At 28.0% G+C, this 25,287-nt stretch carries 21 protein-coding genes and 1 pseudogene; 12 read left to right on the top strand and 10 right to left on the bottom strand.

Features of this window, described 5'->3' with window-relative positions:
- Positions 1-127 precede the first annotated feature (127 nt).
- The 3 genes from FPD38_RS07760 (at position 128) to FPD38_RS07750 (ending at position 5,422) form a co-directional block, all read left to right on the top strand.
- The gene (locus tag FPD38_RS07760; protein ID WP_147556203.1) at positions 128-1,831 is read left to right on the top strand and encodes a motility associated factor glycosyltransferase family protein; all 1,704 of its coding nucleotides are present in this window, start codon (positions 128-130) and stop codon (positions 1,829-1,831) included.
- 82 nt (positions 1,832-1,913) lie between these two features.
- Positions 1,914-3,614 carry a flagellin A gene (locus FPD38_RS07755; protein WP_147556201.1) on the top strand — a complete coding sequence of 567 codons (1,701 nt, stop codon included), beginning with the start codon at positions 1,914-1,916 and terminating at the stop codon, positions 3,612-3,614.
- 107 nt (positions 3,615-3,721) lie between these two features.
- A complete protein-coding gene (locus FPD38_RS07750) occupies positions 3,722-5,422 on the top strand; it encodes a flagellin A (RefSeq protein ID WP_147556199.1) in 1,701 nt (566 codons plus the stop codon).
- Positions 5,423-5,463: 41 nt separating this feature from the next.
- Here the strand turns inward: FPD38_RS07750 and FPD38_RS07745 are convergent, their stop codons facing one another.
- The 5 genes from FPD38_RS07745 to pseI all read right to left on the bottom strand — a co-directional run bounded on the left by FPD38_RS07745 (position 5,464) and on the right by pseI (position 13,997).
- On the bottom strand, positions 5,464-7,344 hold the full coding sequence (locus FPD38_RS07745) for a motility associated factor glycosyltransferase family protein (RefSeq protein ID WP_147556197.1): 1,881 nt from the start codon (positions 7,342-7,344) through the stop codon (positions 5,464-5,466).
- A 40-nt stretch (positions 7,345-7,384) separates the two neighbouring features.
- Positions 7,385-9,235 carry a motility associated factor glycosyltransferase family protein gene (locus FPD38_RS07740; protein ID WP_147556195.1) on the bottom strand — a complete coding sequence of 617 codons (1,851 nt, stop codon included), beginning with the start codon at positions 9,233-9,235 and terminating at the stop codon, positions 7,385-7,387.
- A 1-nt stretch (position 9,236) separates the two neighbouring features.
- Entirely contained in the window at positions 9,237-10,973 is a 1,737-nt protein-coding gene (locus tag FPD38_RS07735; protein ID WP_147556193.1) for a motility associated factor glycosyltransferase family protein, read from the bottom strand.
- 66 nt (positions 10,974-11,039) lie between these two features.
- A complete protein-coding gene (locus FPD38_RS07730) occupies positions 11,040-12,953 on the bottom strand; it encodes a motility associated factor glycosyltransferase family protein (protein WP_147556191.1) in 1,914 nt (637 codons plus the stop codon).
- Positions 12,954-12,962: 9 nt separating this feature from the next.
- The gene (pseI, locus tag FPD38_RS07725) at positions 12,963-13,997 is read right to left on the bottom strand and encodes a pseudaminic acid synthase (RefSeq protein WP_147556189.1); all 1,035 of its coding nucleotides are present in this window, start codon (positions 13,995-13,997) and stop codon (positions 12,963-12,965) included.
- 117 nt (positions 13,998-14,114) lie between these two features.
- Here pseI and FPD38_RS07720 point away from each other — a divergent pair, with 117 nt between their 5' ends.
- Genes FPD38_RS07720 through FPD38_RS07710 form a run of 3 tightly spaced genes read left to right on the top strand, consistent with a single transcriptional unit; the run spans position 14,115 to position 15,594 of the window.
- Positions 14,115-14,537: a chemotaxis protein CheX gene (locus FPD38_RS07720; protein ID WP_147556187.1), complete on the top strand. Its 423-nt coding sequence runs from the start codon at positions 14,115-14,117 to the stop codon at positions 14,535-14,537.
- On the top strand, positions 14,534-14,830 hold the full coding sequence (fliN, locus tag FPD38_RS07715; RefSeq protein WP_147556185.1) for a flagellar motor switch protein FliN: 297 nt from the start codon (positions 14,534-14,536) through the stop codon (positions 14,828-14,830). Before FPD38_RS07720 ends, fliN begins: the two co-directional genes overlap by 4 nt.
- Positions 14,827-15,594 carry a hypothetical protein gene (locus FPD38_RS07710; RefSeq protein WP_147556183.1) on the top strand — a complete coding sequence of 256 codons (768 nt, stop codon included), beginning with the start codon at positions 14,827-14,829 and terminating at the stop codon, positions 15,592-15,594. Before fliN ends, FPD38_RS07710 begins: the two co-directional genes overlap by 4 nt.
- Here FPD38_RS07710 and FPD38_RS07705 read toward each other — a convergent pair whose 3' ends face one another.
- From FPD38_RS07705 to plsY, 5 genes are all read right to left on the bottom strand, one after another.
- A complete protein-coding gene (locus FPD38_RS07705) occupies positions 15,595-17,094 on the bottom strand; it encodes a Ppx/GppA phosphatase family protein (RefSeq protein ID WP_147556181.1) in 1,500 nt (499 codons plus the stop codon).
- The gene (locus FPD38_RS07700; RefSeq protein ID WP_147556179.1) at positions 17,094-17,339 is read right to left on the bottom strand and encodes a YfhL family 4Fe-4S dicluster ferredoxin; all 246 of its coding nucleotides are present in this window, start codon (positions 17,337-17,339) and stop codon (positions 17,094-17,096) included. Before FPD38_RS07700 ends, FPD38_RS07705 begins: the two co-directional genes overlap by 1 nt.
- A gap of 99 nt (positions 17,340-17,438) precedes the next feature.
- Positions 17,439-18,113: a homeostatic response regulator transcription factor HsrA gene (gene hsrA / locus FPD38_RS07695; protein ID WP_147556177.1), complete on the bottom strand. Its 675-nt coding sequence runs from the start codon at positions 18,111-18,113 to the stop codon at positions 17,439-17,441.
- A 77-nt stretch (positions 18,114-18,190) separates the two neighbouring features.
- On the bottom strand, positions 18,191-18,508 hold the full coding sequence (locus FPD38_RS07690; protein WP_147556175.1) for a dihydroneopterin aldolase: 318 nt from the start codon (positions 18,506-18,508) through the stop codon (positions 18,191-18,193).
- A complete protein-coding gene (plsY, locus tag FPD38_RS07685; RefSeq protein WP_147556173.1) occupies positions 18,493-19,104 on the bottom strand; it encodes a glycerol-3-phosphate 1-O-acyltransferase PlsY in 612 nt (203 codons plus the stop codon). The genes FPD38_RS07690 and plsY overlap by 16 nt, the downstream gene beginning before the upstream one ends.
- Positions 19,105-19,305: 201 nt before the next feature.
- Here plsY and FPD38_RS07680 point away from each other — a divergent pair.
- From FPD38_RS07680 to FPD38_RS07655, 6 genes and pseudogenes are all read left to right on the top strand, one after another.
- Positions 19,306-20,337 (top strand): annotated as a pseudogene (locus FPD38_RS07680) (cytochrome-c peroxidase).
- A gap of 109 nt (positions 20,338-20,446) precedes the next feature.
- Positions 20,447-21,793: a COG3014 family protein gene (locus FPD38_RS07675; RefSeq protein ID WP_147556171.1), complete on the top strand. Its 1,347-nt coding sequence runs from the start codon at positions 20,447-20,449 to the stop codon at positions 21,791-21,793.
- Positions 21,790-22,110, top strand: coding sequence for a YcfL family putative periplasmic lipoprotein (locus FPD38_RS07670; protein ID WP_147556169.1), 321 nt, complete (start codon positions 21,790-21,792; stop codon positions 22,108-22,110). Before FPD38_RS07675 ends, FPD38_RS07670 begins: the two co-directional genes overlap by 4 nt.
- Positions 22,111-22,119: 9 nt before the next feature.
- Positions 22,120-22,749: a penicillin-binding protein activator LpoB gene (gene lpoB / locus FPD38_RS07665; RefSeq protein WP_147556167.1), complete on the top strand. Its 630-nt coding sequence runs from the start codon at positions 22,120-22,122 to the stop codon at positions 22,747-22,749.
- Between the two features lie 24 nt (positions 22,750-22,773).
- Positions 22,774-24,111 carry a DUF6844 domain-containing protein gene (locus tag FPD38_RS07660; protein ID WP_147556165.1) on the top strand — a complete coding sequence of 446 codons (1,338 nt, stop codon included), beginning with the start codon at positions 22,774-22,776 and terminating at the stop codon, positions 24,109-24,111.
- A 9-nt stretch (positions 24,112-24,120) separates the two neighbouring features.
- Entirely contained in the window at positions 24,121-25,278 is a 1,158-nt protein-coding gene (locus FPD38_RS07655) for a hypothetical protein (protein WP_147556163.1), read from the top strand.
- Positions 25,279-25,287 lie beyond the last annotated feature (9 nt).

Genomic DNA, 25,287 nt, shown 5'->3' with positions numbered 1-25,287 from the left:
TGCCTTAAAAATATAAATTGCCAAAAGTTTATAAAAAAAATATAAATTTTTTGCTTATAAGCATAGATTGTAAATTTAAACAATAAATAATGATATAATTTAATTTATTTTAAAATATGAGGAAAAAATGATTTTACAAAACAATCTCAATGCTTTAGAATTTACCAATAAACCCTTAAAAGAAAAAATTTTAAGCTTCAAAAAAGAAGAATTTATCGATATTTTTTCTAGTCAAACGCCTTTTGTGCCATCAAAACAAGATCTAAGCATGCCAAATATATTTTTTTGCGGCATAGGCGAAGGGCTTTTTTTGAAAAAATTGATTAATAAACATATTTTTATTTTCGATAAAGCTGAATTTTTTGCTAATGTTTTAAGTAAGATTGATTTAAGTATGGAGCTTTCAAGCGGGAAAATTTATCTTTGTGATGTAGAGGAAAAAAGACTAGAAGAGCAACTTTGTTTGCTTTTTTATCAGAAGGATTGTTTTGAATATTTAGGTCTTTTTAAACTTTTATCTTATAGTGAATTTTATGAGCAAAATGCTATGTTTTATTTTGTTTATAATATGTGCTTGAGTGTGATAAAAAGAGTGGTTGGAAATGTCGATATAAGCTTTGCTATGGATGCTAAAATTTATAAACAATTTTTAGCTAATATTCCTAGTATTCTTGAGAATATACCTTTTCAAAGATTTATTTATGAAAATAAAGCTAAAAATAAAAGTGTTATTGTAGTTTGCGCAGGACCTTCTTTAAACAAACAACTTGAACTTTTAAAAGCTTATCAAGATGATTATGTGATTTTTTCTTTGGATGCTACTTATAAGACTTTACTTAAAAATGAAATTTATCCAGATTTTGTTTTTTCTATGGATATTTATGAAGAATGTGCAAGTTTTTATGAAAATTTGCCATTAAATAAAAAAGAACCAATTTACATTGTAAGTTCTGCTGTAGATCAATCTTTAATGAAAATTTTAGAAAAAAAAGAGAACAAAATTTTTATTTTAAAAAATTTAGATTATCAACAAAAATTTAATCTAAATGAATTTGGATATTTAGATATAGGCATCAATGTAGCTCATTTTGCTTACTCCTTTGCTATCGCTTTAGGGTTTGTTAATGTCATTATGATAGGACAAGATTTAGCTTTTAATAGTGATGGAAAAACACACCATGAAGGATTTTTATATGAAGGATATTTTGAAAATGAGAGCAAAATTGAAATTTTGGCTTATGGTAAATTAGGGTTTGTTCAAACCTATATAGGTTGGGATGAATTTAGAAAACGATTAGAAGTTTTGTTTTTATCTCATCCTAATATAAATTTTTATAATGCTACCGAAGGCGGAGCTTTTATAGATTATACTAAAGAAATTACTTTTAAAGAAATTTTAGAAAAATTAAAAGACAAGAAACAAGGTTTTATTTTACCTAATGTTTTAAGTATTAATAGGCAAAAAAAATACCTAAACAAAGTTTTAGAAATTTTGCAAAAAGATTTTTTAGAATTACAAAATTTAAATGATGATGCTATAAAGCTTTTAAGTGTTTTGCAAAATTGTAAAGAAGCTAATGCTAATTTGGCATTTGAAACTATTTTAGATTTGATTTTAAAATTTAATACTTTTTTAGATGAGGCTAGAATTTTACAAAGTTTCATGTATAAGCCTTTATTTTATCATAGAGGTTTTTTTAATGCTAGTTTATATCAAGATCCGCAAAATGCTTTGGATAAATACATTGATTTTTTGAAAATTTTTATAGAATTTAGTAATTTAAGTCTTGAGGCTAGTGCTCAAGCCATGCAAAAATACAAAATTTCTTAAAAATATAAAATTTTTTTGTATTTTTACGATATGGTCTTTGTAAGTCGCATGGAAGCGATAAAATTATTTAAAAGGATTTAAAATGGGATTTCGTATAAATACTAATGTGGCATCTTTAAATGCTCAAACTAATGCAAATCTAAATTCAAGAGCTTTGGATAATTCTCTAAGCAGGCTTAGTTCAGGTTTAAGAATCAACTCAGCAGCAGATGATGCTTCAGGTATGGCTATTGCTGATAGTTTAAGATCACAAGCTAGTACTTTAGGTCAAGCTATAAATAATGGTAATGATGCTATAGGTATTTTACAAACAGCTGATAAAGCTATGGATGAACAACTTAAAATTTTGGATACTATTAAAACTAAAGCTACCCAAGCAGCTCAAGATGGACAAAGCACTAAAACAAGAAATATGCTTCAAGCTGATATCAATCGTTTAATGGAGGAGCTTGATGCTATAGCAAATACTACTTCATTTAATGGTAAGCAACTTTTAAGCGGTGGATTTATCAACCAAGAATTTCAAATGGGCGCCCAGTCTAATCAATCAGTTAAAGCAAGTATTGGTTCAACTCAAAGCTCTAAGATAGGTTTGACTAGATTTGAAACGGGATCTTTGGCTACTGAAGCAGGTGGAGGTGTAGCTCAACTTACTATTAAAAATTATAATGGTATCGATGATTTTAAATTTGAACCTGTGGTGATTTCAACTTCGGTTGGAACAGGACTTGGAGCTTTAGCAGAAGAGATTAATAAATCTGCTGATATAACCGGAGTTAGAGCTAGCTTTTTAGTGCAAACTACAGGTGTAGGAGCTATAAAAAAGGGTATTACAAGTGATGATTTTAAAATCAATGGGGTAACTATAGGTAAAATAGAATACGAAGATGGAGATAAAAATGGAGCTTTGGTAGCTGCTATTAATTCGGTTAAAGATACTACAGGTGTTGAAGCGGCTAAGGATGAGAATGGAAGATTACTTTTAACTTCAAGAGATGGTAGGGGTATTAAAATAACAGGTGAGATGGGCGGTGGCTCTGGTATTTTAAGAAAACATTATGAAAATTATGGTCGCTTATCTTTAGTTAAAAATGATGGAAAAGATATTTTAGTTTCTGGAACTGGTATCAGTACTATAGGTATGGGACCTACTCAAATGATTTCTCAAGCTTCAGTATCTTTAAGAGAATCTAAAGGTAGGATCGACACCAATGTGGCTGATGCTATGGGTTTTAATGCTTATAAAGGTGGTGGCAAGATGATGGTTACAGTATCATCGATGTCAATTTTTATGAGCGAAGGAAGTGGAATGAGCCAAGGTACAGGATTTTCTATAGGTAGTGGTCATGATTATTCGGCAATTTACGAAGGAAATCTTGTTTTTATAACAGCTTTCTCTTCTGCTTTTGGAGTAAGCCCTGATGGAGTATCCCAGTTTGCAAATTTTAAAGCTTCTATGAGTATAGCTGCTAAAGATCAAACCCCAGGAGTTACTACACTTAAAGGTGCTATGGCTGTAATGGATATAGTTGAAACGGCTACAGCAAATTTAGATGCTATCAGAGCTGACATAGGTTCAGTGCAAAATCAAATCACGGCTACGCTTAATAATATTAGTGTAACTCAAGTAAATATCAAATCAGCTGAATCAAATATTAGAGATGTGGATTTTGCTGCAGAAAGTGCAAACTTTGCTAAATACAATATTTTAGCTCAAAGTGGATCTTATGCCATGAGTCAGGCTAATGCTGTGCAGCAAAATGTTATGAGATTATTGCAATAGTTTAAACTTTCTAAAATGTCCTAAATATTTAGGACATTTTTTCTTTTATTTTTTTGGAATACTTTTTGCTTTAAATCTTTTCAAGCAATTTATTGAAAGGATTTAAAATGGGTTTTAGGATAAATACCAATATAGGTGCAATGAATGCACATGCAAATTCAACTATCACAGCAAGGGAATTAGATAAATCTCTAAGTAGGCTTAGTTCAGGTTTAAGAATCAACTCAGCAGCAGATGATGCTTCAGGTATGGCTATTGCTGATAGTTTAAGATCACAAGCTGCTACTTTAGGTCAAGCTATAAATAATGGTAATGATGCTATAGGTATTTTACAAACAGCTGATAAAGCTATGGATGAACAACTTAAAATTTTGGATACTATTAAAACTAAAGCTACCCAAGCAGCTCAAGATGGACAAAGCACTAAAACAAGAAATATGCTTCAAGCTGATATCAATCGTTTAATGGAGGAGCTTGATGCTATAGCAAATACTACTTCATTTAATGGTAAGCAACTTTTAAGCGGTGGATTTATCAACCAAGAATTTCAAATGGGCGCCCAGTCTAATCAATCAGTTAAAGCAAGTATTGGTTCAACTCAAAGCTCTAAGATAGGTTTGACTAGATTTGAAACGGGATCTTTGGCTACTGAAGCAGGTGGAGGTGTAGCTCAACTTACTATTAAAAATTATAATGGTGTAGATGATTTTAAATTTGAACCTGTGGTGATTTCAACTTCGGTTGGAACAGGACTTGGAGCTTTAGCAGAAGAGATTAATAAATCTGCTGATATAACCGGAGTTAGAGCTAGCTTTTTAGTGCAAACTACAGGTGTAGGAGCTATAAAAAAGGGTATTACAAGTGATGATTTTAAAATCAATGGGGTAACTATAGGTAAAATAGAATACGAAGATGGAGATAAAAATGGAGCTTTGGTAGCTGCTATTAATTCGGTTAAAGATACTACAGGTGTTGAAGCGGCTAAGGATGAGAATGGAAGATTACTTTTAACTTCAAGAGATGGTAGGGGTATTAAAATAACAGGTGAGATGGGCGGTGGCTCTGGTATTTTAAGAAAACATTATGAAAATTATGGTCGCTTATCTTTAGTTAAAAATGATGGAAAAGATATTTTAGTTTCTGGAACTGGTATCAGTACTATAGGTATGGGACCTACTCAAATGATTTCTCAAGCTTCAGTATCTTTAAGAGAATCTAAAGGTAGGATCGACACCAATGTGGCTGATGCTATGGGTTTTAATGCTTATAAAGGTGGTGGCAAGATGATGGTTACAGTATCATCGATGTCAATTTTTATGAGCGAAGGAAGTGGAATGAGCCAAGGTACAGGATTTTCTATAGGTAGTGGTCATGATTATTCGGCAATTTACGAAGGAAATCTTGTTTTTATAACAGCTTTCTCTTCTGCTTTTGGAGTAAGCCCTGATGGAGTATCCCAGTTTGCAAATTTTAAAGCTTCTATGAGTATAGCTGCTAAAGATCAAACCCCAGGAGTTACTACACTTAAAGGTGCTATGGCTGTAATGGATATAGTTGAAACGGCTACAGCAAATTTAGATGCTATCAGAGCTGACATAGGTTCAGTGCAAAATCAAATCACGGCTACGCTTAATAATATTAGTGTAACTCAAGTAAATATCAAATCAGCTGAATCAAATATTAGAGATGTGGATTTTGCTGCAGAAAGTGCAAATTTTTCTAAATACAATATTTTAGCTCAAAGTGGATCTTATGCCATGAGTCAGGCTAATGCTGTGCAGCAAAATGTTTTAAAACTTTTACAATAATTTTTTAAGTGGGTTTTTCCCACTTAGTTTTTATATATATTTTAAATTAAATTTCTTTTTTCTAAGATATCTTGTAAAGGCATAATAGCTATTTTTAGTGCTTTTTCTTGCACTAAAACTAATTCGCTTATTTCTTCCGTCCAAGCTTTATGAGCTTCAATCCAAGCTACAAGTTTATTTTGTCTATCACTTTCATTGTGCATATTATAAACATAAATATTTGAAAAAGTACTTTCTAAATGAAACAAAGAAGGACTTATGGCATCTCTTAAAAAAATATATTGTTGACTTTCTATTTTTTCTTTTAACCTGTCTATTTTTAAATTTAATTCATCAAAAGTATAGCGTATTTTACTTTTGTAATTTAATGCCTTAAATAATTTATTACATTCTTTTAGGAAAATTTGACTAGCTTTAATATTTTTTTTAATTTGTTTATATGCCTGAAGCATTAAAATTTCACTTTCTTTTCGTTTTAAATTATGTAGTTTTGTGAAAGGTTTTTTAAGATCTTTTGTTAATAAATCTTCGCACAATTTTTTAAAAGATTTTTCTATGGTTCCTTCTATTCTAGCCCCGCCTTCAGTAGCATTGTAAATTTTTACATTTTTGTATCTTTGTATTAAATTTTCAAATACTTGTTTAAATAAAACCCAAACTTCAGAGCTTTGCACCAAGCCTTTTCCACCATATGCTTTGATTTTATATTTATCCTTATCTCTTTCAAAGTCCCCTTCATGGTAATCTTCATGTAAAAATCCTTCACTATGAGTTTTACCATCATTGCTATATGCTAAATCTTGTCCTATTAAAATGATATTTTCATGCCCTAGTGTTATTGCAATTTCATAATTTAAATGAGCCACACTCATACCACCGCTTACATAGCCAAAATCATGCAAACCTAAAGAATATGCGAAAGGCATAGATCTTGAAATCAAGATATATTTTCTTTTATTTTTTTCTAAAAAATTAATGCTATTTTTATGAACTAAAGAAACTAATATAAAAGTAATATCTTTATCAAAATCTTTAAAATCATTATCAAAACATGAAGATGTAAAATCATCTCTTTCTAGCATACAAACATAATCAGGCTTTATACCTTCTTTAGCTAAAATAGGATAAGCACTGTCAGCGCAAAATATAGTAGCTTTACTAGCGTATTGTTTGAGCAAGGGAAGTTGTTTTTTTAAAGACGGACCAGTAGCTACTAAAATAGCATTTTTACTTTTATTGCTTCTTTTTTCTTTTAATTCTTTAAAGCTTGGGTGGGTTAGCATTTTAGGTATATTTAATACAAATTGTTCAATGCCTTGCATAGCATCAATTGGGTCATTACCTCTTCTTAGGGCTAAACTTTTTATAGCTTGAGAATTTAAATTATTAATAAAGCGTATTTCTTCTTTTTGTTCTTCATAAAATTCACAATGGATATGTAAATTGTAAGTTTTTAAAAATAAATCCAAAAAAGAACATAGCATATCAGATTTAGTATAGGTCATTTCTTTAGTATGTATGAGTATAAATCTACCTTGAGCAAATTCTTTAGAAAAATCAATCATACTTAAAACCAAAAACATTAATTCTAAATCTCTTTCAAAAACTATAATTCTTTCATGTTTTTTATTTGTAAGTAAGCTTTTGTATAAAATGCCATTTCCCAATCCATAAAAAAACAATATAGGATATCTTGCATAGTTTTCATTAAAAAATGCTAGTTTTTCTTCTAATTCATTTAAAGGGTTTTTATTATAAAGAAGTTTAGAATTTTGAAAAATGATATTACAATGTAAAGGATCTTTACCAAATTCATAAGCATAATCTTTGCTTTCTTTGATTTTGCTTAGTTTTTGTTTTAAGTTTTTATATTCACTTCCTTTTAAGGATTTTAAATTTTTTTTAAAAATTTCTGTTTTCATTGTAAATTTCATCCTTGTTTAATTTAAAAACATAATATCGTCAATTTTTGATATATTTTTCTAAATCATTTTTTAAAAGTTCATTTTCAATAATTTTTTTATTTCTTAAGATGAGAGTTTTTAAACTTTCTAAGGTAATTAATATCAATTGAAAATATTCTAAATGTAAATTGATCCAAGCTTGATTTTTTTGTAAAAGAGTATTTTCATCATTTGGAATGATGATGTAAATTTTAGCTAAAGCAAAACGCATTTGATCTAAATAGCATGCAAGTAAAAGTTTAATCAGTTCGTTGTTTTTAAAATCATCTAAATCAAAATTATCTAAAAACTGGATAATTTTTGAAAAATCATGAAAATTATCTTTGATAAATAAAATCATATCAGCATATTTTTGTAAATAATGTGTGATATCTTTTAAAAGCAAATTGATTTGATGGTAAGTTTTTAAAAGATATTCTTGTTTTTTGGAATATTTAAAATTCTCTAATTTTTTAAACTTTTTATCAATTTTTTCTTTTAATAAAGTTTCACACAATTTTTTAAAAGATTTTTCTACGCTTCCTTCTATTCTAGCTCCACCTTCTGTGGCATTATAAATTTTAGCTTTTGAGAGAGTAAAAAGATATTCCAAATTTACTCTAAACATGTCCCATGCAATATGTGTTTTAACAAAACCTTTTCCACCATAAGCTATAGTGTTAAATTTATCCATCTGACTTTCATAGGTTGCGCTATGTTTATAATTTTTTGGATGAGAATGTCCTAAATCATTATATGCTAAATCTTGTCCAATAAAAATGATATTTTCAAATTCCAATAAATTGGCAACTATAAAAGCTAAATGTGCTACTGAAATTGCATAATCTACATAACCAAAAACATTGAGTTTAAAATATGTTTCAAAGGTTTCTTTTGAGATTAGCATGAAATTTCTATTATTTTTTTCTAGGTATTTTAAAGCATTAGGATGGACTAGAGATGCTAATATAAATACAATATCTTCATCAAAATCTTTAAAATCATTATTAAAAAATTCAGCTGTAAAATTACTTCTTTCTACCATAAAAACATAATCAGGTTTAATATTTTCAAGTTGTAAAATACTATAAGCGCTATCAGCGCAAAAAATAACAACATTGTTTTGATATTGTTTAAGTAAAGGAAGTTGTTTACTCAAAGATGGTCCAGTTGAAACTATAATGGCATTTTTTGCTTTAGCCTTTCTTTTATTTAGTAATTCTTTCAAACAAGGTTTTGATAGCATAGTAGGGATATTTTGTATAAATTGATTTACTCCTTGTAATGTATCTTGTGTTGATGTCCCTTTTTGTATGCTAATAGATCTGATATTAGATAGCATTTTTTGATTTAAATTTAAAATGCTTTGCTCAAATTGCTCATAATATTGACAATGAGGTTCTAAAAAATAAGTTCGTATAAATTCTCTAAATGGATTTTTAGACATTAAAGCAAGCAAAGCACTATTTTGCAGATTTTCTTCAGCAATGATTAGCTTGCCTTGTTTTAATTCTTGTGAAAAATCAATATAAAAAAATAAAAGATATATAAGCTCAAAATCTTTTTCAAAAACTACAATATGTTTTAAATAAAGATTTTGCAAAAGAGCTTTGTATAAAATGCCATTTCCAAATCCGTAAAAATAAAGCACCGGATAAAGTCTATAATTTTGATGGTAAAAATTCAATTTAGAGTTTAGTTCTATCAAAGCATTTTTATAGACCATCTCTCCTCTTTCATCGATAATATTAATATCCAAAGAATCCTTGCCCTGTAAAATTTTATATTTTGTTTTTTTAATATTTTTAAAAATAGTTTGAAAATTTTCATTTAAAGCAGAAATATTTTTTTTAAAAAGAGTTTTATCCATTTTAGACCTTTAAATTTTCTTTTATGGTTTGGTTGTATTTTTCTAAATAAAGAAGAACTTCTTCGAAAAAAGCTAGTTGAGAATTTAAAAAATACTCTTTATCTAAATCTTTACTAATCTTATATCTTAAAACTTCACATTCATTTTGAAAACATCTAGCTTGTAAAATATCTGAGAAAAATTCACTTTTTGGTAGTTTGATTCTTAATTTTTTAAGTTTTTCTAAATTTTGTTCTTTTAAAGCTTTTTGACATTCTTTGATAAAAAGCTCACTTTGTTTGATTTGTTTTTGCAATTTTTCCTTGCATTGTTTGAGTTTTTTGCTAGGATTTTTTGGTCTTGATAAAACAAAACTTTTGTTAATTTTATCTTTTAATAAAGTCTCGCACAATTTTTGAAAAGATTCTTCTATAGTTCCTTCTATCCTAGCTCCACCTTCAGTGGCATTGTAAGTGGTGATTTTTAAAACATCTCTTGCTAAAGCAATATCTTTTTCAAAGCTTTTTAAAAACAAATACCAAGTTAGTTGAGTTTTAACTTCACCTAATCCACCATAAGCAGGAATTTTTTTATAAACTATCTCTTCATCTCCTTGATCGCCATATAAATGCTCTTTAGGATGAGATTTGCCATCATCGCTATATGCTAGATCTTGCCCTATTAAGATGATATTTTCAAATCTTAGCGCACCTGCTAACTCATAAGCCATATTTGCAACACTTAATCCATTGCCTAAAAAGCCATATTCTTTTAATCCAAGCTTGCTTTCAAAAAATAAAGGCCTTAAAACAAGCATATATTCTCTACCATTTTTTTCTAAATACTCTATGGTTTTAGGATGGGTTAAAGAAGATATGATAAATAAAACATTGTCATCAAAATCTTTAAAATCATTATTAAAAAATTCACTTGTTAAATCTTCTCTTTCTAAAGAAAATACATAATCAGGTTTTATTCCTACTTGAGCTAAGATATGATAAGAACTATCAGCACAAAAAACCACAACATTTTCTTGATATTGTTTTAGCAAAGGTAATTGTTTCATTAAAGAAGGTCCAGTTGAAACTATAATGGCATTTTTAGCTTTAGCTTTCCTTTCTTTTAAAAAATTTTGAAAAGGTGGGCTAAAAATAATTTTTTCAAGATTGATAACATTATGCTTAATCCCAATTAATGCATCTTTTGGATCATTTCCTCTACTTAGCATAAGTGTTTTAATGATGTTTAATAAAATTTGCATTAAATCATGGGCATTTTGAGCATAAAAATTAGCATAAAAGTCATTATAAAAATGAAAATTAAAAATTTTTAGTGTATGTTTGATATGAGGGTAATTAAATAAAACTTTAAGTTGAGCTGTATTGATATTTGGCGGGTAAAATAAAATAAGTTTTTCTTTTCTAATAAAATGAGTAAAATCAAACAAATGAAAAGCAAGATATAAAATTTCTAATTCTTGCTCAAAAACTATAATGTGTTTTAAATGAGGATTTTGTAAAAGAGTTTTAAAAAAACTACCATCTGCAAAACCATAAAAAAATAGTACCGGATAAAGCTCATATTTATCGGTATCAAAATTGTAGGGTTTGTCTAAAAAAATTTGATTTTGTTCATCAAAAATTTGATTGTTTATAAGTTTAAAACGCAAAGTTTGGGTGATTTTCCTAAGCTCATATGCTAAAATTTGATCTACTTCAAAAAGAGCTTGAGTGTTTTTTAAAAATAATTCTTTATTCATAAAAGTCCTTATCTAAGGTTAAAGAGTATTATAACAAACAAAGTATAAGGACTTTCTAAACCTCACCTAAACCCTTAAAATACAATTTAACTTTTTTATTTTTTGAATATATTGATGTAAATTTTGATTTTCAAGTTCTTTTTCTAAATTGATAATATTTTTTTCTAAAGTAATCTTTAATGCTTTTATATGATCATTTAACATTAAAATCCATTCTAAATGTTCTTTAATCCAAAGCAAAGTTTTATTAAAAGCATCTTCTTTTGTTTTAGGATTTAATACATAAATTCGAGCTAAGTTGAGTTCAAATTGGTGTAAAGATGGGGATAAAATTTCATATAAATCTTGCATTGTTTTTAAATCATCTACCATGTGTTTTAAATTATCTAGAATTTGGATTACATGATTAAGGTTGTTGTTGTTCTCTAAGCTTGTATTGCATTGTAAATAAAGCTTTTGTAGATAAGATTCTAATTTTTCACATTTATTTATACTTTTATAAACTTTATAAAATGCTTTTAACATTAATTCTTTTTGTTTATTTTGATTTAGTTTTTCAAGTTTTACAAAAGGTTTTTTAAGTTTTTTTGTTAGTAATTGTTCGCATATTTGTTTGAAAGGTTTTTCTATAGTTCCTTCTATCCTAGCTCCACCTTCGGTGCAATTATAGGTTGTGATATGTGGAGTGGAAAAAATAAGAAATTCTAACATTTTTTTAAAAAGCATCCAAATTTCATGTGTTTTAACTAAACCATCACTACCATAAGCTAAAACTTCTTCATGTTTATAACTAGTGCTTTCATAGTTTGCACTATAATGATACTCTTTAGGATGAGAAGAACCATCTTTTGCATAAGCTAAGTCTTGTCCTATAAAAATGATATTTTTGTGTTCTAAATGCATGGCTAGAAAATAAGCCATATGTGCTACACTAGGAGATGAGTGCAATTTCCCAAAATCTTTTAATTTTAAATAATTGCTAAAACCAGAATCTATTTGCATAAACATAAATTTCCTATGATTTTTTTCTAAGAAATGAGTTGTATTATGATGTATAGCGTTAGCACATACAAACAACACATCCTTATCTAATTCTTTAAAATCATTATTAAAAAATTCACTTGTAGCTTTGGTCCTTTCCAAAGATAAAACATAATCAGGCTTTATACCTTCTTTAGCTAAGATAGGATAAGCACTATCAGCACAAAATATACTAGCATAATCAGTGTATTGTTTTAACAAAGGAAGTTGTTTAATCAAAGAAGGTCCAGTTGAAACTATAATAGCTACTTCACTTAATTTTTTTCTTTTTAAACATAATTGTTTAAAAGAGTAATTACTAATAATTTTGGGTAAATTATAGATAAAATTTTCTATTCCCATTAGGGCATCTTGGGAAGAATTTCCTTTGCTTAAGATGATTTGTTTAATATGAAGTTGCATATTAGAATTAGTATTTAAAATATCTTCTTGGTATTTTTCATAATAATCACAATGAATATCTAAAAAATACACACGCAAGAAATTAAAAAAAGGAGCACTTGAGCATAAAAGTTGAAAATCAAGATCAATAAGATCTTGAGTATCTAAAACAATCAAAGCACCATTTTTTAATTCTTCACTAAAGTCTATATAATGAAAGCTTAAATAAATAAATTCTAATTCTTTTTCAAAAACAACAATATTTTGTCTGTTTTTATTTTGTAAAAGAGCTTTATATAAAATTCCATTTCCAAATCCATAAAAATAAAGCACGGGATATAAAAGATATTTATCATTGTATAAATTTAATTTTTCATTTAATTGCAAAAGTGCATCTTCATAAAGCCTATACCCCCCCCCATTATGGATAAAATTAATATCTAATGTATCATTTCCTATTATAGCTTTAAAATTATTCTTTTTAAAATTTTGTAATTTTTCTTTTAGTTTTACATTTTGTAAAGCTTGGATATTTTTTTCAAATAAAGCTTTTTGCATGGGAGTTCCTTATTTTTCAAAATCTTCTTCTTTTAAAGCTTGTGCAAATTCTATGTTAGAAGTTGCTTTTTTTCCTAAAATTATAGGTAAAAATTTAGGATGCAATCCTAAATTCGGTCTAATACAAGCTATATTTTCTTCGCTAAATATTTCACCTTTTTTTATATTTTTGCTAGCATATAAGCTTCTTGCAAAATGGCGATTTTTTAAAGTCTTTTCATCTATTTTAAATTCTTTATCTCCTAAAGCTTGCTCACTTTGTCGCACCATAAAACACATTTGCTTAAATTCATCAAAATCAAGGCTAAATTTAGCATCAGCGCTTTGTAAATTTTTATCTAGTATAAAGTGTTTTTCTATCACTCTTGCGCCTAGCGCTACAGCTAAAACAGGAGCTAAAAAACCTTCACTATGATCACTTAAGCCTATTGTAGTTTGGAATTTAGCTTTTAAAGTTTTTATCAAGTTTAAATTTAAATCTTGTATTAAAGATGGATAAGCTGAAGTACATTTTAGCAAAATTAGATTAGAATTTGATTCTTGATTGAAAATTTTTACAATTTCTTCTAATTCTTCTTCATAAGCAATGCCTGTGGAAATCAAAGTAGGTTTTTTTTCTTTTGCAACCAGTCTTATAAATTTATAATCATTTGCTTCAAAAGAAGCGATTTTATAGGCTGGTGGATTAAATTGTTTTAAAAATTCTAAATCTTTTTTAGAAAATGGACTAGAAAAACATATAAGTCCTTCATTTTTAGCACATTCAAAAAGTTTTTCGTGCCATTCATATGGTGTTTTAGCTTCTTCGTAGAGCTCATAAAGTTTTCTTTTTTCCCATAAACCATCTTTGATTATAAAATCATCTTTATCTGAATTTAGTGTCAAACTATCTGGGGTGTAAGTTTGTAATTTTATGGCATCAGCACCTGCTAATTTAGCTGCTTTTATGGTTTGTAGTGCTGTTTCTAAGCTATTTGCATGATTGGCTGAAAGTTCAGCGATGATAAAAACTTTTTTATTAAGATCAAAATTATCTATAAGCACAATGATATTCCTAAGTAATGATTATTTTTGAGTATTTTATAATTTTAATATTAATTATGATTAAAGGTTTATTTAGTAAAATGTTTGTTTAATGTTAAGTTATTTAAGGATTTGCTTATGAATAAAACTTTAGAGTATTCCATTCATCATTTTTGCGTGCAAGTGTTAAAGCTTAAAATCGAACCAACAAGCACGATTAAAGGGGAGCTTTATGGTGCTTCGATTCCGATTTATTTTAAAGATGAAGAATACAGTTTTTATTTATTTTTTCAAAAAAAAGCCTTAAATGAAATCGCTTTGGTTTTATTACATGAAGAGCTCAAAGAAGATGGTTTGGCTGATTTAGTAAAAGAAATTGCAAATCAAATAGTAGGTTATGCTAAAAAATTACTCAATGATACCAATGGTAAAGATGAATTTAAACTAGGCGTGCCAGAATATCTTGGACATATAGAAAAACTTTCTTCTATAAAACTAAAAGAAAAATTTACCTACACTTTAAAAGATTCACGTTTTAGAATAGGGTATAAAAAATTATGATTGAAGATCATTTAGGATTATTACAATCTTATGAAGAAATTTTAGATATTAGTGTAGATTTTGTTAGTGAGCTTGGTACTACCAATATGAGCGTAAAAGAATTGTTAAAGCTTGAAGTGGGTTCGGTTATAGATCTTGAAAAGCCTGCTGGGGAGAGTGTTGAGCTTTATTTAAATAAGAGAATTTTTGGAAAAGGTGAGGTTATGGTGTATGAAAAAAATCTCGCCATTAGGATAAATGAGATTTTAGATTCTAAATCGGTATTGCAGTATTTTAAAAAAGAATTGCAATGAAATTTTTATTATTATTTTGCATGGTTTTGCCTCTTTTTGGAGCAAAAATACTTGATTATAATATCTACCCAAGAGATGATAGGGTCGATCTTACCTTTTCTTTTGATACTCCATATGATGGTGGTATAAGTCAAAGTAAAAAAGATAATGTTTTAATTATAACTTTGGATGCTAAAACTTCCAAAGAAGAAGATCAAATGATAAACTCAAATATCATTAAAAAAATAAAAATTTTTCCTCAAGGAGAAAAAACTTTAATTGCTTTAAATCTTGGAGAAAAAGTAGAAATAAAAGCCGATAGCGTAGGTGATAAATTTGGCCTTAGATTGCGTGCACAAAAAGAAGGGGCGGCATCTTTGTCTTCTATAAAGCAAACATCCATACTATCTGAAGAAAATCTTCAAACAAACAAGCAAGAAGATAATTACGATTTTACTAATTATATTTTAGTTATGAGTGTATTATTGCTTTTGCTTATAGGACTTTGGATTTTAAAAATTTATTTAAAATCAAAATACCCTTTAGATAGAAATTTTAATTTGATTTTTCAAAGATCTCTTGATAGACATAATCAACTTATAGTGTTTGAGTATGGAGCAAAGCGTTATACTATGGTTATAGGTAATTCTAATCTTGTTTTAGAAACTAGTGATGTTTTGATCGAAGAAAAACCTATAAAAACTAATTCTAAAGAAAAAGATTTTAATTCTTATTTTGAAGAAAATAAACAAAGATTGCAAAATTTATTACTCAAGCAACAATAATTATTGCGCCTTTTGATTAAAAGCTAAAACTATGAGTTTTGGTTTTGCTATTTTTTTGATTTCTTCTTTTGAAAAATAAATATTTTTGTTATCACAATAAATATATAAAGTATGGTTTTTCAACTCAAATTCAAGATTTTCGTTTGTATCTTTAGCAAGTCTTTTGGCTAGTGCGAATATAAAATTAAGCCAAGAAATTATATGAGTATGAGGTAATAAATTTTTAAAATGTTCGACGCTATAAGGATTAAATTTTTTACCATTAAGTTTAAGTAAAGTAGAAATCAAAGTCAAATCTTTATGCGAGTAGCCAAAATTTAATCCATTAAGGGCCATATATGAGCTATGTTCATTTGAAAAATAAAAATTTAATTTTTCCCCTATGAGTGAAATTTTTGCAGCATCAAGTAAATTAGCTTTATATAAATTTTCTATTTTATGCAAAGGCTTTAAGCTTTCAAAAATTTTATTTGCAAAATACGCACATTTGTTAGGATAGTTTGTATTAAAACGATCTTGTAAAGATTTTAAACTTGGATTGAAATTAGGAGGAAATTTAGCATTAAATTTAGTAAAATCGCTTGTATTTTCTTTGATTTTTTCATGTTTATTAAAAATATCGGATAAAAATACACCTTCTCTTACCCCAACTGTAGAAGTGATAACTTGTTTCGCTTTTAAATTTTTTAACAAAGCAAGAAAGATTGCACAACCTTCTTTTATAGTATCAAAACGATCTTTTTTAATGCTAAAGTCTATTAAATTTTTAGCATTTAAAATTTTTTCTATATGATTTTTTTCTTTTTCGACTTCATAGCAAAAATTATGCAGCATTTTTAAAGGATAGGAATTTTTTTTCATTATAGAATTAGAAATAGCACGCAAGCTTCCACCTATAGCTATAATATTATCATTTTGAAATTTTTTAGGTATTTGCAAAATAATTTCTTGTATAAAATTATTTAAAGCATTAAATTTTTTCTGATCATAAAATAACTCTTTAAGTCTTACCGTGCCAATATCCAAAGAAAGACAATCAATAATTTTTCCATCTTTAATTAGACATAATTCTGTAGAGCCACCTCCTATATCAATAGTGGTAGCATTTTGGATGTTTGATAGTAAATTTAAAGCAGCAAGACCGCCTAAAAAAGACTCTGTTTTGCCATTTATACATCTTATATTTAAAGCTATATTTTGAGATATTCTTTTAATAAATTCTTTAGAATTGGGAGCATCTCTTAAAGCCGAAGTTCCAACAGCAATAATTTTTGCACATTTTTCTTTTAAAGCTTTTTCTTTGAAAAAAGCCAAGGTTTGTTCGGCTTTATACATAGCTTCATTTTGGAGAATTTTATTGTTATTGTAAGCGTTTTCTCCAAGTCTTACTTTTTTTTTATACTCACTGCAAATATAAAAACCATATCTTGAAGTTCTCTCAAAAACAACCATGCGAATAGAATTTGAGCCAAGATCTATTACTGCTGTTTTTTTAGCCATTAATTAGCTTTATTTTTGTGTTTTAAACGAAGCTCTTCAATGCTTTCAACATTATCAGGGTCAGGAATGATACAATCAACAGGACAAGCTACTATACAAGCAGGTTCAGAAAATTCATTGACGCATTCAGTACAAAGATCAGGATCTATAACATAGATTGGATCATTATCATAAATTGCTTCATCTGGGCATTCTTCTCTACAAGCATCGCACGATATACAATCTTTAGTGATTAAAAGTGACATTTTTTTCCTTTGGATGAGTGTAAATCTTATACAATATAAAAACTTATATGTAATTTAAACCAATAAAGTTAAGATGTCTTTAGGATTTCATCCTAAAGATCAATTTGATTTTTTAGGAAAACAAAAGCGATATCCCCTACGACGCACCGTTTCTATAGTAGAAATGTTTAAAGGTTTGTCCATTTTTTGTCTGATTTGATTGATAGCTACTTCTATAACATTTGGAGTTACAAGTTCAGGTTCTTCCCAAATAGCATCTAAAAGTTGTTCTTTTGATACAATTTGATCAGAATGTCTAGCTAGATGGGTTAAGACTTCAAAAGGTTTTCCTTTTAATTCTATGTCTTTTCCTTGATAAGTGATTTTTTCTTCATCTGGATCTATAGTTAAATCATCTATTTTGATTACATTTGTTCCGCCAAATCTAAGTCTAGCTTCTATTCTAGCCATTAAAATATCATAGTCTAAAGGTTTTTTTACAAAATCATCTGCACCTGCTTTTAAAGCTTTGATTTCATTTTCTTTATCTGTTTTAGAGCAAAGTGTTATGATAGCTGTTCTTGGAGATTTTTGTTTAATGACGTTGATTAAATCACTAGCATCATTACTACCAATTAACCAATTAGTCAATACTAAATCATAGTGTCTAATGCCTATAAAATATTCAGCATCTTTGAAATTTTCTGAAGTATCTGTTTGATAACCAAATTCATTTAAAGTATTTGAAACCGTTTTATTTAAAGCTATTTCATCTTCTACAACTAAAATACGCATTCTTTTCCTTTAAGGAGAATTTTAGGAAAGAAGTATAACACAAATTAAGCAAATATTCAAAGTTCTTTAAAAATATTTTAATATTTTTTTGTTAGAGTAGCTCCAACCTTGGCATTTTCGATGATATCGGGTTTATAGCAAGTTATAGTTATAAATGTAATTTTTTTATGATGTGTTTTTATATTTTTACATACATACTTCAAAGAATTTTCTATGGTTTTAAATTTTTTCTTTTTATAAATTTTTTTTATACGAGTACAAAGTTTAGCATAGTCAAGAAATTTTTTACTTTTAGCTTCTAGTTCTATTAAAATAGTCTGCTTTTGAATTCTTTCAAAATCTAAAAGTCCTATAATACATTTAAATTTTAGATTAATTTTTATATGACTTTGCACTCTTTTTTTCCTATAAGTCTTAAAATGTTTGGGATGTGTTTATATACTACTATAAAAGCTATGATGAAAATTGGTGCATGAGTGTTAATTACAGGCATATCATAATGAAAAATAAAGGAAGAAAAAATTAAAACTATCAAAGCTACCAAAGAAGCTACGCTAGAGATTTTAAAAACTTTTCCCACAATAAACCAAGCGATAAAAGCACTAAGGATTTCTAATGGTAAAAATATACTTAAAACCCCAGCTCCAGTTGCAATTCCTTTACCTCCTTCAAATTTTAAATATGGAGAAAAACAATGCCCTAATACAGCCAAAACAGCCATAGTCCATAAAATATTATCATCATATCCTAAAAATTTAGCTATTAATATAGGCACTACACCTTTTAAGGCATCTAAAATTACGGTGGCGATGGCGAGTTTTTTAGCTAATTTTGGATTGTGTTCTTTTAACACTCTTAAAACATTAGTAGCACCTATACTTTTACTACCTGCATTTTTGATATCAATCTTAGCAAAAACACGACTTAGTATTAAACCACAAGGAATAGCACCTATAAGATAAGCTAGAAGATAGATGATTAAATTTTCCATACTGATAGAATCCTATTAAAATATAAAATAATTTTTATAATAATATTGCATAAATGCTGAAACTATTATTTAAGATGTATATTATCCTAAATAATAATTTTTATTTTATAATTAATTTTTTATTTTATTTAAAGAAAATTTGGTATATATTTTCATAAAGTTTATTTAAATAAGCTTTATTCTTATTATAGGAGTGGTATTATGAAAAAAATTTCATTGTTGATTGCTTTGTCTTTGTTGGTATTTTCATCAGCATTTGCCGATAGATCTTTACTTGAAGAAGCAAAAGCAGCAGGTTTAGCACCTTTGCCAAAAGATCAAGCAGAAGTTGAAAAGCTTTTAGAGCAAATGGATGTTAAAGCAAGTAAATTTTCTAAAGAAAAAGTTAATCTTGGTAAAAAGCTGTATTTTGAGCCAAGACTGTCTAAAAGTGGCTTGATTTCTTGTAATACCTGTCATAACTTAGGCATGGGAGGAGCTGATGGTATAGCAGCTGCTGTGGGTCATCAATGGACAACCAATCCTCATCATTTAAATTCTCCCACTGTATATAATTCTGTTTTAAATTCAACACAATTTTGAGATGGAAGAGCAAAAACTTTAGCTGATCAAGCAAAAGGACCTATCGAAGCAGAACCTGAAATGGCAACTCCGGCAAGTTTAGCTGTTGAAAAGATTGCTTCTATGCCTGAATATGTAAAAGAATTTAAAAAGATTTATGGTAATGATGGTGTAACTTTTGACAATATTGCAGATGCTATAGCTACTTTTGAAAGAACGCTTTTAACTCCATCTAAATTTGATAAATTCTTAGAAGGTGATACAAGAGCTTTAAATAAAAAAGAGCAAGAGGGTTTAAAAACTTTCATTGATAAAGGATGTACAGCTTGTCATACGGGTGTAAATTTAGGTGGAAGTATGCAAGCTTTCCAAGTAGCAGCTAAATATAAATTTGCAAATATTGGAGACTTTAAAGGTGATGCAAATGGTTTAGTAAAAACTCCTACTTTAAGAAATATTGCTGAAACTGCGCCGTATTTTCATAATGGTGCTATATGGTCATTAAAAGATGCTATTAAAGAAATGGGTAGTGTTCAACTTGGTATAGAAATTTCTGATAAAGAAGCAGCTTCTATAGAAAGATTTTTACATACTTTAACAGGTAAAAAACCAAGTATTACTTATCCACAATTTCCAAAAGCTACTGAGAAAACTCCAAAACCAGAGCTTTAATGTAATTCCCAAAGAAATTTTTTATCTTTGGGATAATTTTTTATTGATTTTTATTATTTTTTCTTGTATATTTCATTTCAGTTTTATTTAATTTTTGAGGATTGAGTGTATGGGGAAAACTATTTTTTATGGTTTTGTATTAATTGTTGGATTATTATTTAGTGCTTGTGCTAATCATGCGCAAGTAAATAATGATTTTGAACAAAAATTAACACAAAAACTTTGTTCGAATGAATTTTTTACTCAGGAAATGAACAAAGTTAATCAAAAAGATGATCCGGTATATATAGGATTAAATGCAGGTTTGATTGCTAAAAATTGTGGAGATTTTAACATTAGCAATGAATTTTTTGATAAGGTTGAAGAGTCTTATCAAGTAGATGTTGATCTAAGAAGCGGTGCTCAAAAAATTGCCAAAACTACAACGGCTGTGTTGATAAATGATTCTATATTAGATTATGATGGTTCTTTATATGAAAGAATCATGGTAAATGTTTATAAGGGCTTAAATTTTATGAGCCAAGATGATTTTAACAATGCAAGAGTTGAATTTAAAAGAGCATTGCTTCGCCAAGATCGAGCAAAGGACTATTTTCAAGCTCAAATAGCTAAAAATAAAAAAAAGCTAGAAAAAGCTAAAAAAGAAGATCCAAATTTTGATAAAAATTTCAATGATTCTAGAAAACAAATCAATGCTCAATATGATGAGTTATTTGAAGAATTTTCAACTAGTAAAAATTTCACAAATCCTTATGCTACTTATTTAGCTTCTGTGTTTTATTTTATGAGTAAAGATTATACTTTGGCTAAAGGCTTATTTAGAGAGATTAAAATCTTAAATCCTAAAAATAAAGAAATAGCCAAAGAATATAAAATTATCAACAGAGCTAAAAAGAATGCAAAATATGTTTTTGTCGTTTATGAAAATGGTTTTGGCGTGATAAAAGATGAATTTAAAATGACTTTACCATTTATTTTAAGCGATAATGTCACTGCCGCTTCTATTGCACTGCCAACTTTGAAAAAAAGAAGCAAGTCTTTTGATTATATTAGTGTAAATGATGCCAATACTACTACTTTAGTAAATTTAGATGATGTGGTTGCAAGCGAGTTTAAATTTGAATTACCAACTATAATTACAAAGGCTATTACTTCTACTATATTAAAAACTACTATGAATGCAGCAGTTGCTAATAATGACTCTACGGGCGGATTTTTAAGCATAGCTAGTGGTATAATGAATGCAGTCACAACTAAAGCAGATGTTAGATCTTGGAGAGGGTTGCCTCAAAGCATTGAAGTAGTAGCAGTTAAAAATACAGGTAAGGTTTTGATTAAAACTCCTAATGGAGAAGAATTGTTTAAAAAACAAGTTAATCCAAAGAAAAATGTGTTAATTATCGTGCGTTCTTTTGCGCCATATATCACACCAAGTATTAATGTGATAGAAAAATGAAAAAAATAATTATTTTATTATTAAGTTTTATGTGTTTATTTTCTCAAGATGTGAGTCAATTTAAACACACAAATGTTAAAAGTGTCAAAGAAAGAATAAATGATGCAGGATTATTAGAAGTTCAAATAACTTTTTATAGCTCAGTAAGTAAAAAAATTTCTTATAAAATTGAATGGTTTGATAAAGATGGTTTTGCTGTAAAAAATACCATAGATGAAAACTATCAAAATATAAGATTATTGAGCGGGCAAGATTATATTGTTCAAAAAGTTGCTACAAATGAAAGAATTAAAAAATATAAAATATATATTAAATAAGGAGTGGAAATGAAAAAAATAAAAATATTAACAAGTATTGTAGTTATTAGTATTTTGTTTAGTGCTTGTATGCAGCAGCCTAGCTATGTAGATGGCACTGCTGCAAAAGTAAAAAAAGGTGATTCTTTAAGCATGGGTTTAACCGGAGAAGATTTTGATAATACTGCAAGGGAAATGCTAAATAGCTTATTTAATTCAGCTTATGTTGTCAAAAAAATAGGAAATTCAGGTAAAGCTGTAGTGGCAGTTTATGATGTGGTAAATAATACAGCTTTAAGAATAGACACTAGAAATTTAACAGATTTAATGGCGGAAGAGCTTATAAATTCAGGTAAATTTGCAGCTTCAGCTACTCAAGGCAATGACATTGCTACTCAAGATAATATGGATGATTTAATAAGCGATAAAGATGATGATAGATACGATAAATCAACAGTTTTTAAAAATCGTACTCAAATTAGTGCTTCTTTGACTTTACAAGGAAGAATTGATCAAAAAAATATAAAATTAAACGATGGTAAAACTCAAGTAGAATACTTTTTTGTGATGAAATTGGCTGAAAAAGTTAGTGGTTTGGTGGTATGGCAAAAAACTACTAGAATCAACAAATTAGGTTCTAGTAAAACTGTTAGCTGGTAAGAATAAAATTTAAAAGGATATATAATGAAAAAAATGTTTATTATTGGTTCTTTGGCTTTAGCGAGTTTTCTTTATGCACAAGCAACACCACAAGTAGAAATCACTCAAGAAGATATTAAAACTCAAAATGAAATGTCAGATGCTAGTACTAAAGATATTACTCCAAAATCTTTAGATGATTTTTTTGAAGAATTTGCAGATAATTTTGATATAGAATATGGTGTTACAAAAGATGGAAAAACTTTTTATGTCGGAAAAAGTGTAGTTGCTCTAAACGATAGTGATCCACAATTTGCTCAAGCTTTGCAAAATGCTTATCAAAAAGCTATGTTAAATTTGCAAACTGAATTTATTAAAGATGCTTTTGGAAGAATAGCGGTAAATAAAATTCAAAATTATGAAGCTGATAATTCTACTAATGCAAAAGAATTTGAAGAACTTCCAAAAGGAAGTATTATGAGTCAAATTTTTGACAAACTTGCTCAATTAAGTGGAGCAAAATTAGACAAAGCTTTAAAAGATTTAGGTATTAATGTAGAAGGTTTAACAGAGGAAAGAAAGAAGACTTTATTAAAAGAAGAATTTCTTAATAAAACCATCACAAGTGCAGTTGGTTCAATGAGTGGGTTAATTCCTGTACAAACCATAGTTACACAAAGAAGAGGTCAATATGATATAGGAGTTATTGCAGTTGTTTCTAAAAAAACACGCCAACTTGCTAAAGATATGTCATTAGAGCGCAAAAGCAATATCACAGGTAAAGGTAAAAACATTAGTGAGTATTTACCAAAAGAAGAAAAAGGTTTTCTTAATGAATATGGTATTCGTTTAGTTTATGATGAAAAAGGCTCACCTGTCATTTTAAGCTATGGAAATTGGGGTTATATAGCTGATGCTAATAATGCTAAAAAAACTAATATATTAGAAGATAGGGCAAAAGATACAGCTGCAACTATGGCTGATGCTGCTATTGTTGAATTTATCAATACAAATTTAAGTTTAAAAGATGAAAAAACTACAGGTGAAAGTTATGAAGAAATCATCAAACAAAGCTTAAATATTAACGATAACACTACCCAAGAACAAATTCAAGATTTTACAAATATTATAGAAAAAATCAATACAAAAGTAAAAGCAAATTCTAGTGGAAAAATTAAAGGTATAAGAACGCTTAAAAAATGGAGCTATAAAAGTGAAAATGGCATAGAACATGTGGGCGTTGTAAGATTTTATTCTTATGATAATGTAGCTAATATTAATGAAGCTTTAAAATCAAATTCAAACACTCCAAAAGCTGAGCCTAAAAAGTCTTCTAATATACAAAGAAGTTCTAATATTGTTAATGATATAGATGATTTTTAGGAAAATTTTATGAAGATTTTGCGTATTTTTATTTTAACTTTACTTTTGCATTTTACTTTAAGTGCAAAAGTAATTACTTCAAGCACTACAAAATCAAGCAGCGGAGAAGGTGTTGGCGTTACTAGAGAAGAAGCGATTAACAATGCCATTATAGAAGCTGTTGGAAAATTAAATGGTGTTAATATTGATTCGGTTAAACAATCTTTTGTTGGCATTAATTCAGATGATAAAAAAACCAATATTAAAGATATCTATGAAGAGCAAATCATAAAAGCTACAAAAGGTAAGGTTGATACTTACGAGATTGATAATATAGTGCAAGATAAAGACAAATATATAGCAAATGTAACCGTTTTTAAAACTAATGTTAGTAAAAAATACCAAGCACCAGGATTAAATGCAGATAGTAGAAGAAGTATCACGGTTTTTAGCACTTCTTCTAATCATCAAGAGCTTGGTAGTATTTTACAGCAAAAAATTATCACAGATTTGATTCAAAGTAGGAAATTTAATGTCTTAGATAGAGATTCTAAGGGCTATTATGAGATGGAAAAAGCTTTGATAAATTCATCCAATACCCATGAAGATGAAATTTATAAGCTTAAAAATGTAATGGCTACAGATTATATTTTATTATTTAATGTAAGCGGGATTGATTTTAAAACAAAAGGTTCTAAAAATAAAGCAGATATTGTGATTGATTATAGAGTATTATTATTTGCTACAAGACAAATTAAATTTTCAAATACTTTAAGTATGTCAGTTTCTTTTAAAGGTGATTCTTTAGTTGCTAGCGAAAAAGTTAGTGAAAAAATAGCAAAGAAAATTTCTGATGATATTTTAAATGCCATTTATCCTTTAAAAATATCACAAATTCATCAAAATGAAGTAGTATTTTCACAGACTTTAACCATTTATGATACTTATGAGTGTTATTCTTTAGGTGAGGTGGTAAAAGATGCATATACCAAAGAAAACACAGGAAGAATTGAGACTAAAACAGGTGTTGTAAAAATCATTCGTTCTACTCCAAAAATTTCCTATGCAAACATTATAGAAGGAAATGTTAAAAAAGGAGATATTTGTAGGCCTTTGGGTGATGATGGTGAAGGTATGGAAAAACAGCACAGTGTCAATCCAAATGGCACGGTAAATTTGGGTTGGTAATTAACCTAA

The organism is Campylobacter volucris (assembly GCF_008011665.1).
Classification (GTDB): Bacteria; Campylobacterota; Campylobacteria; order Campylobacterales; family Campylobacteraceae; genus Campylobacter_D; species Campylobacter_D volucris_A.
This window is presented reverse-complemented; position numbering and strand designations above follow the sequence as displayed.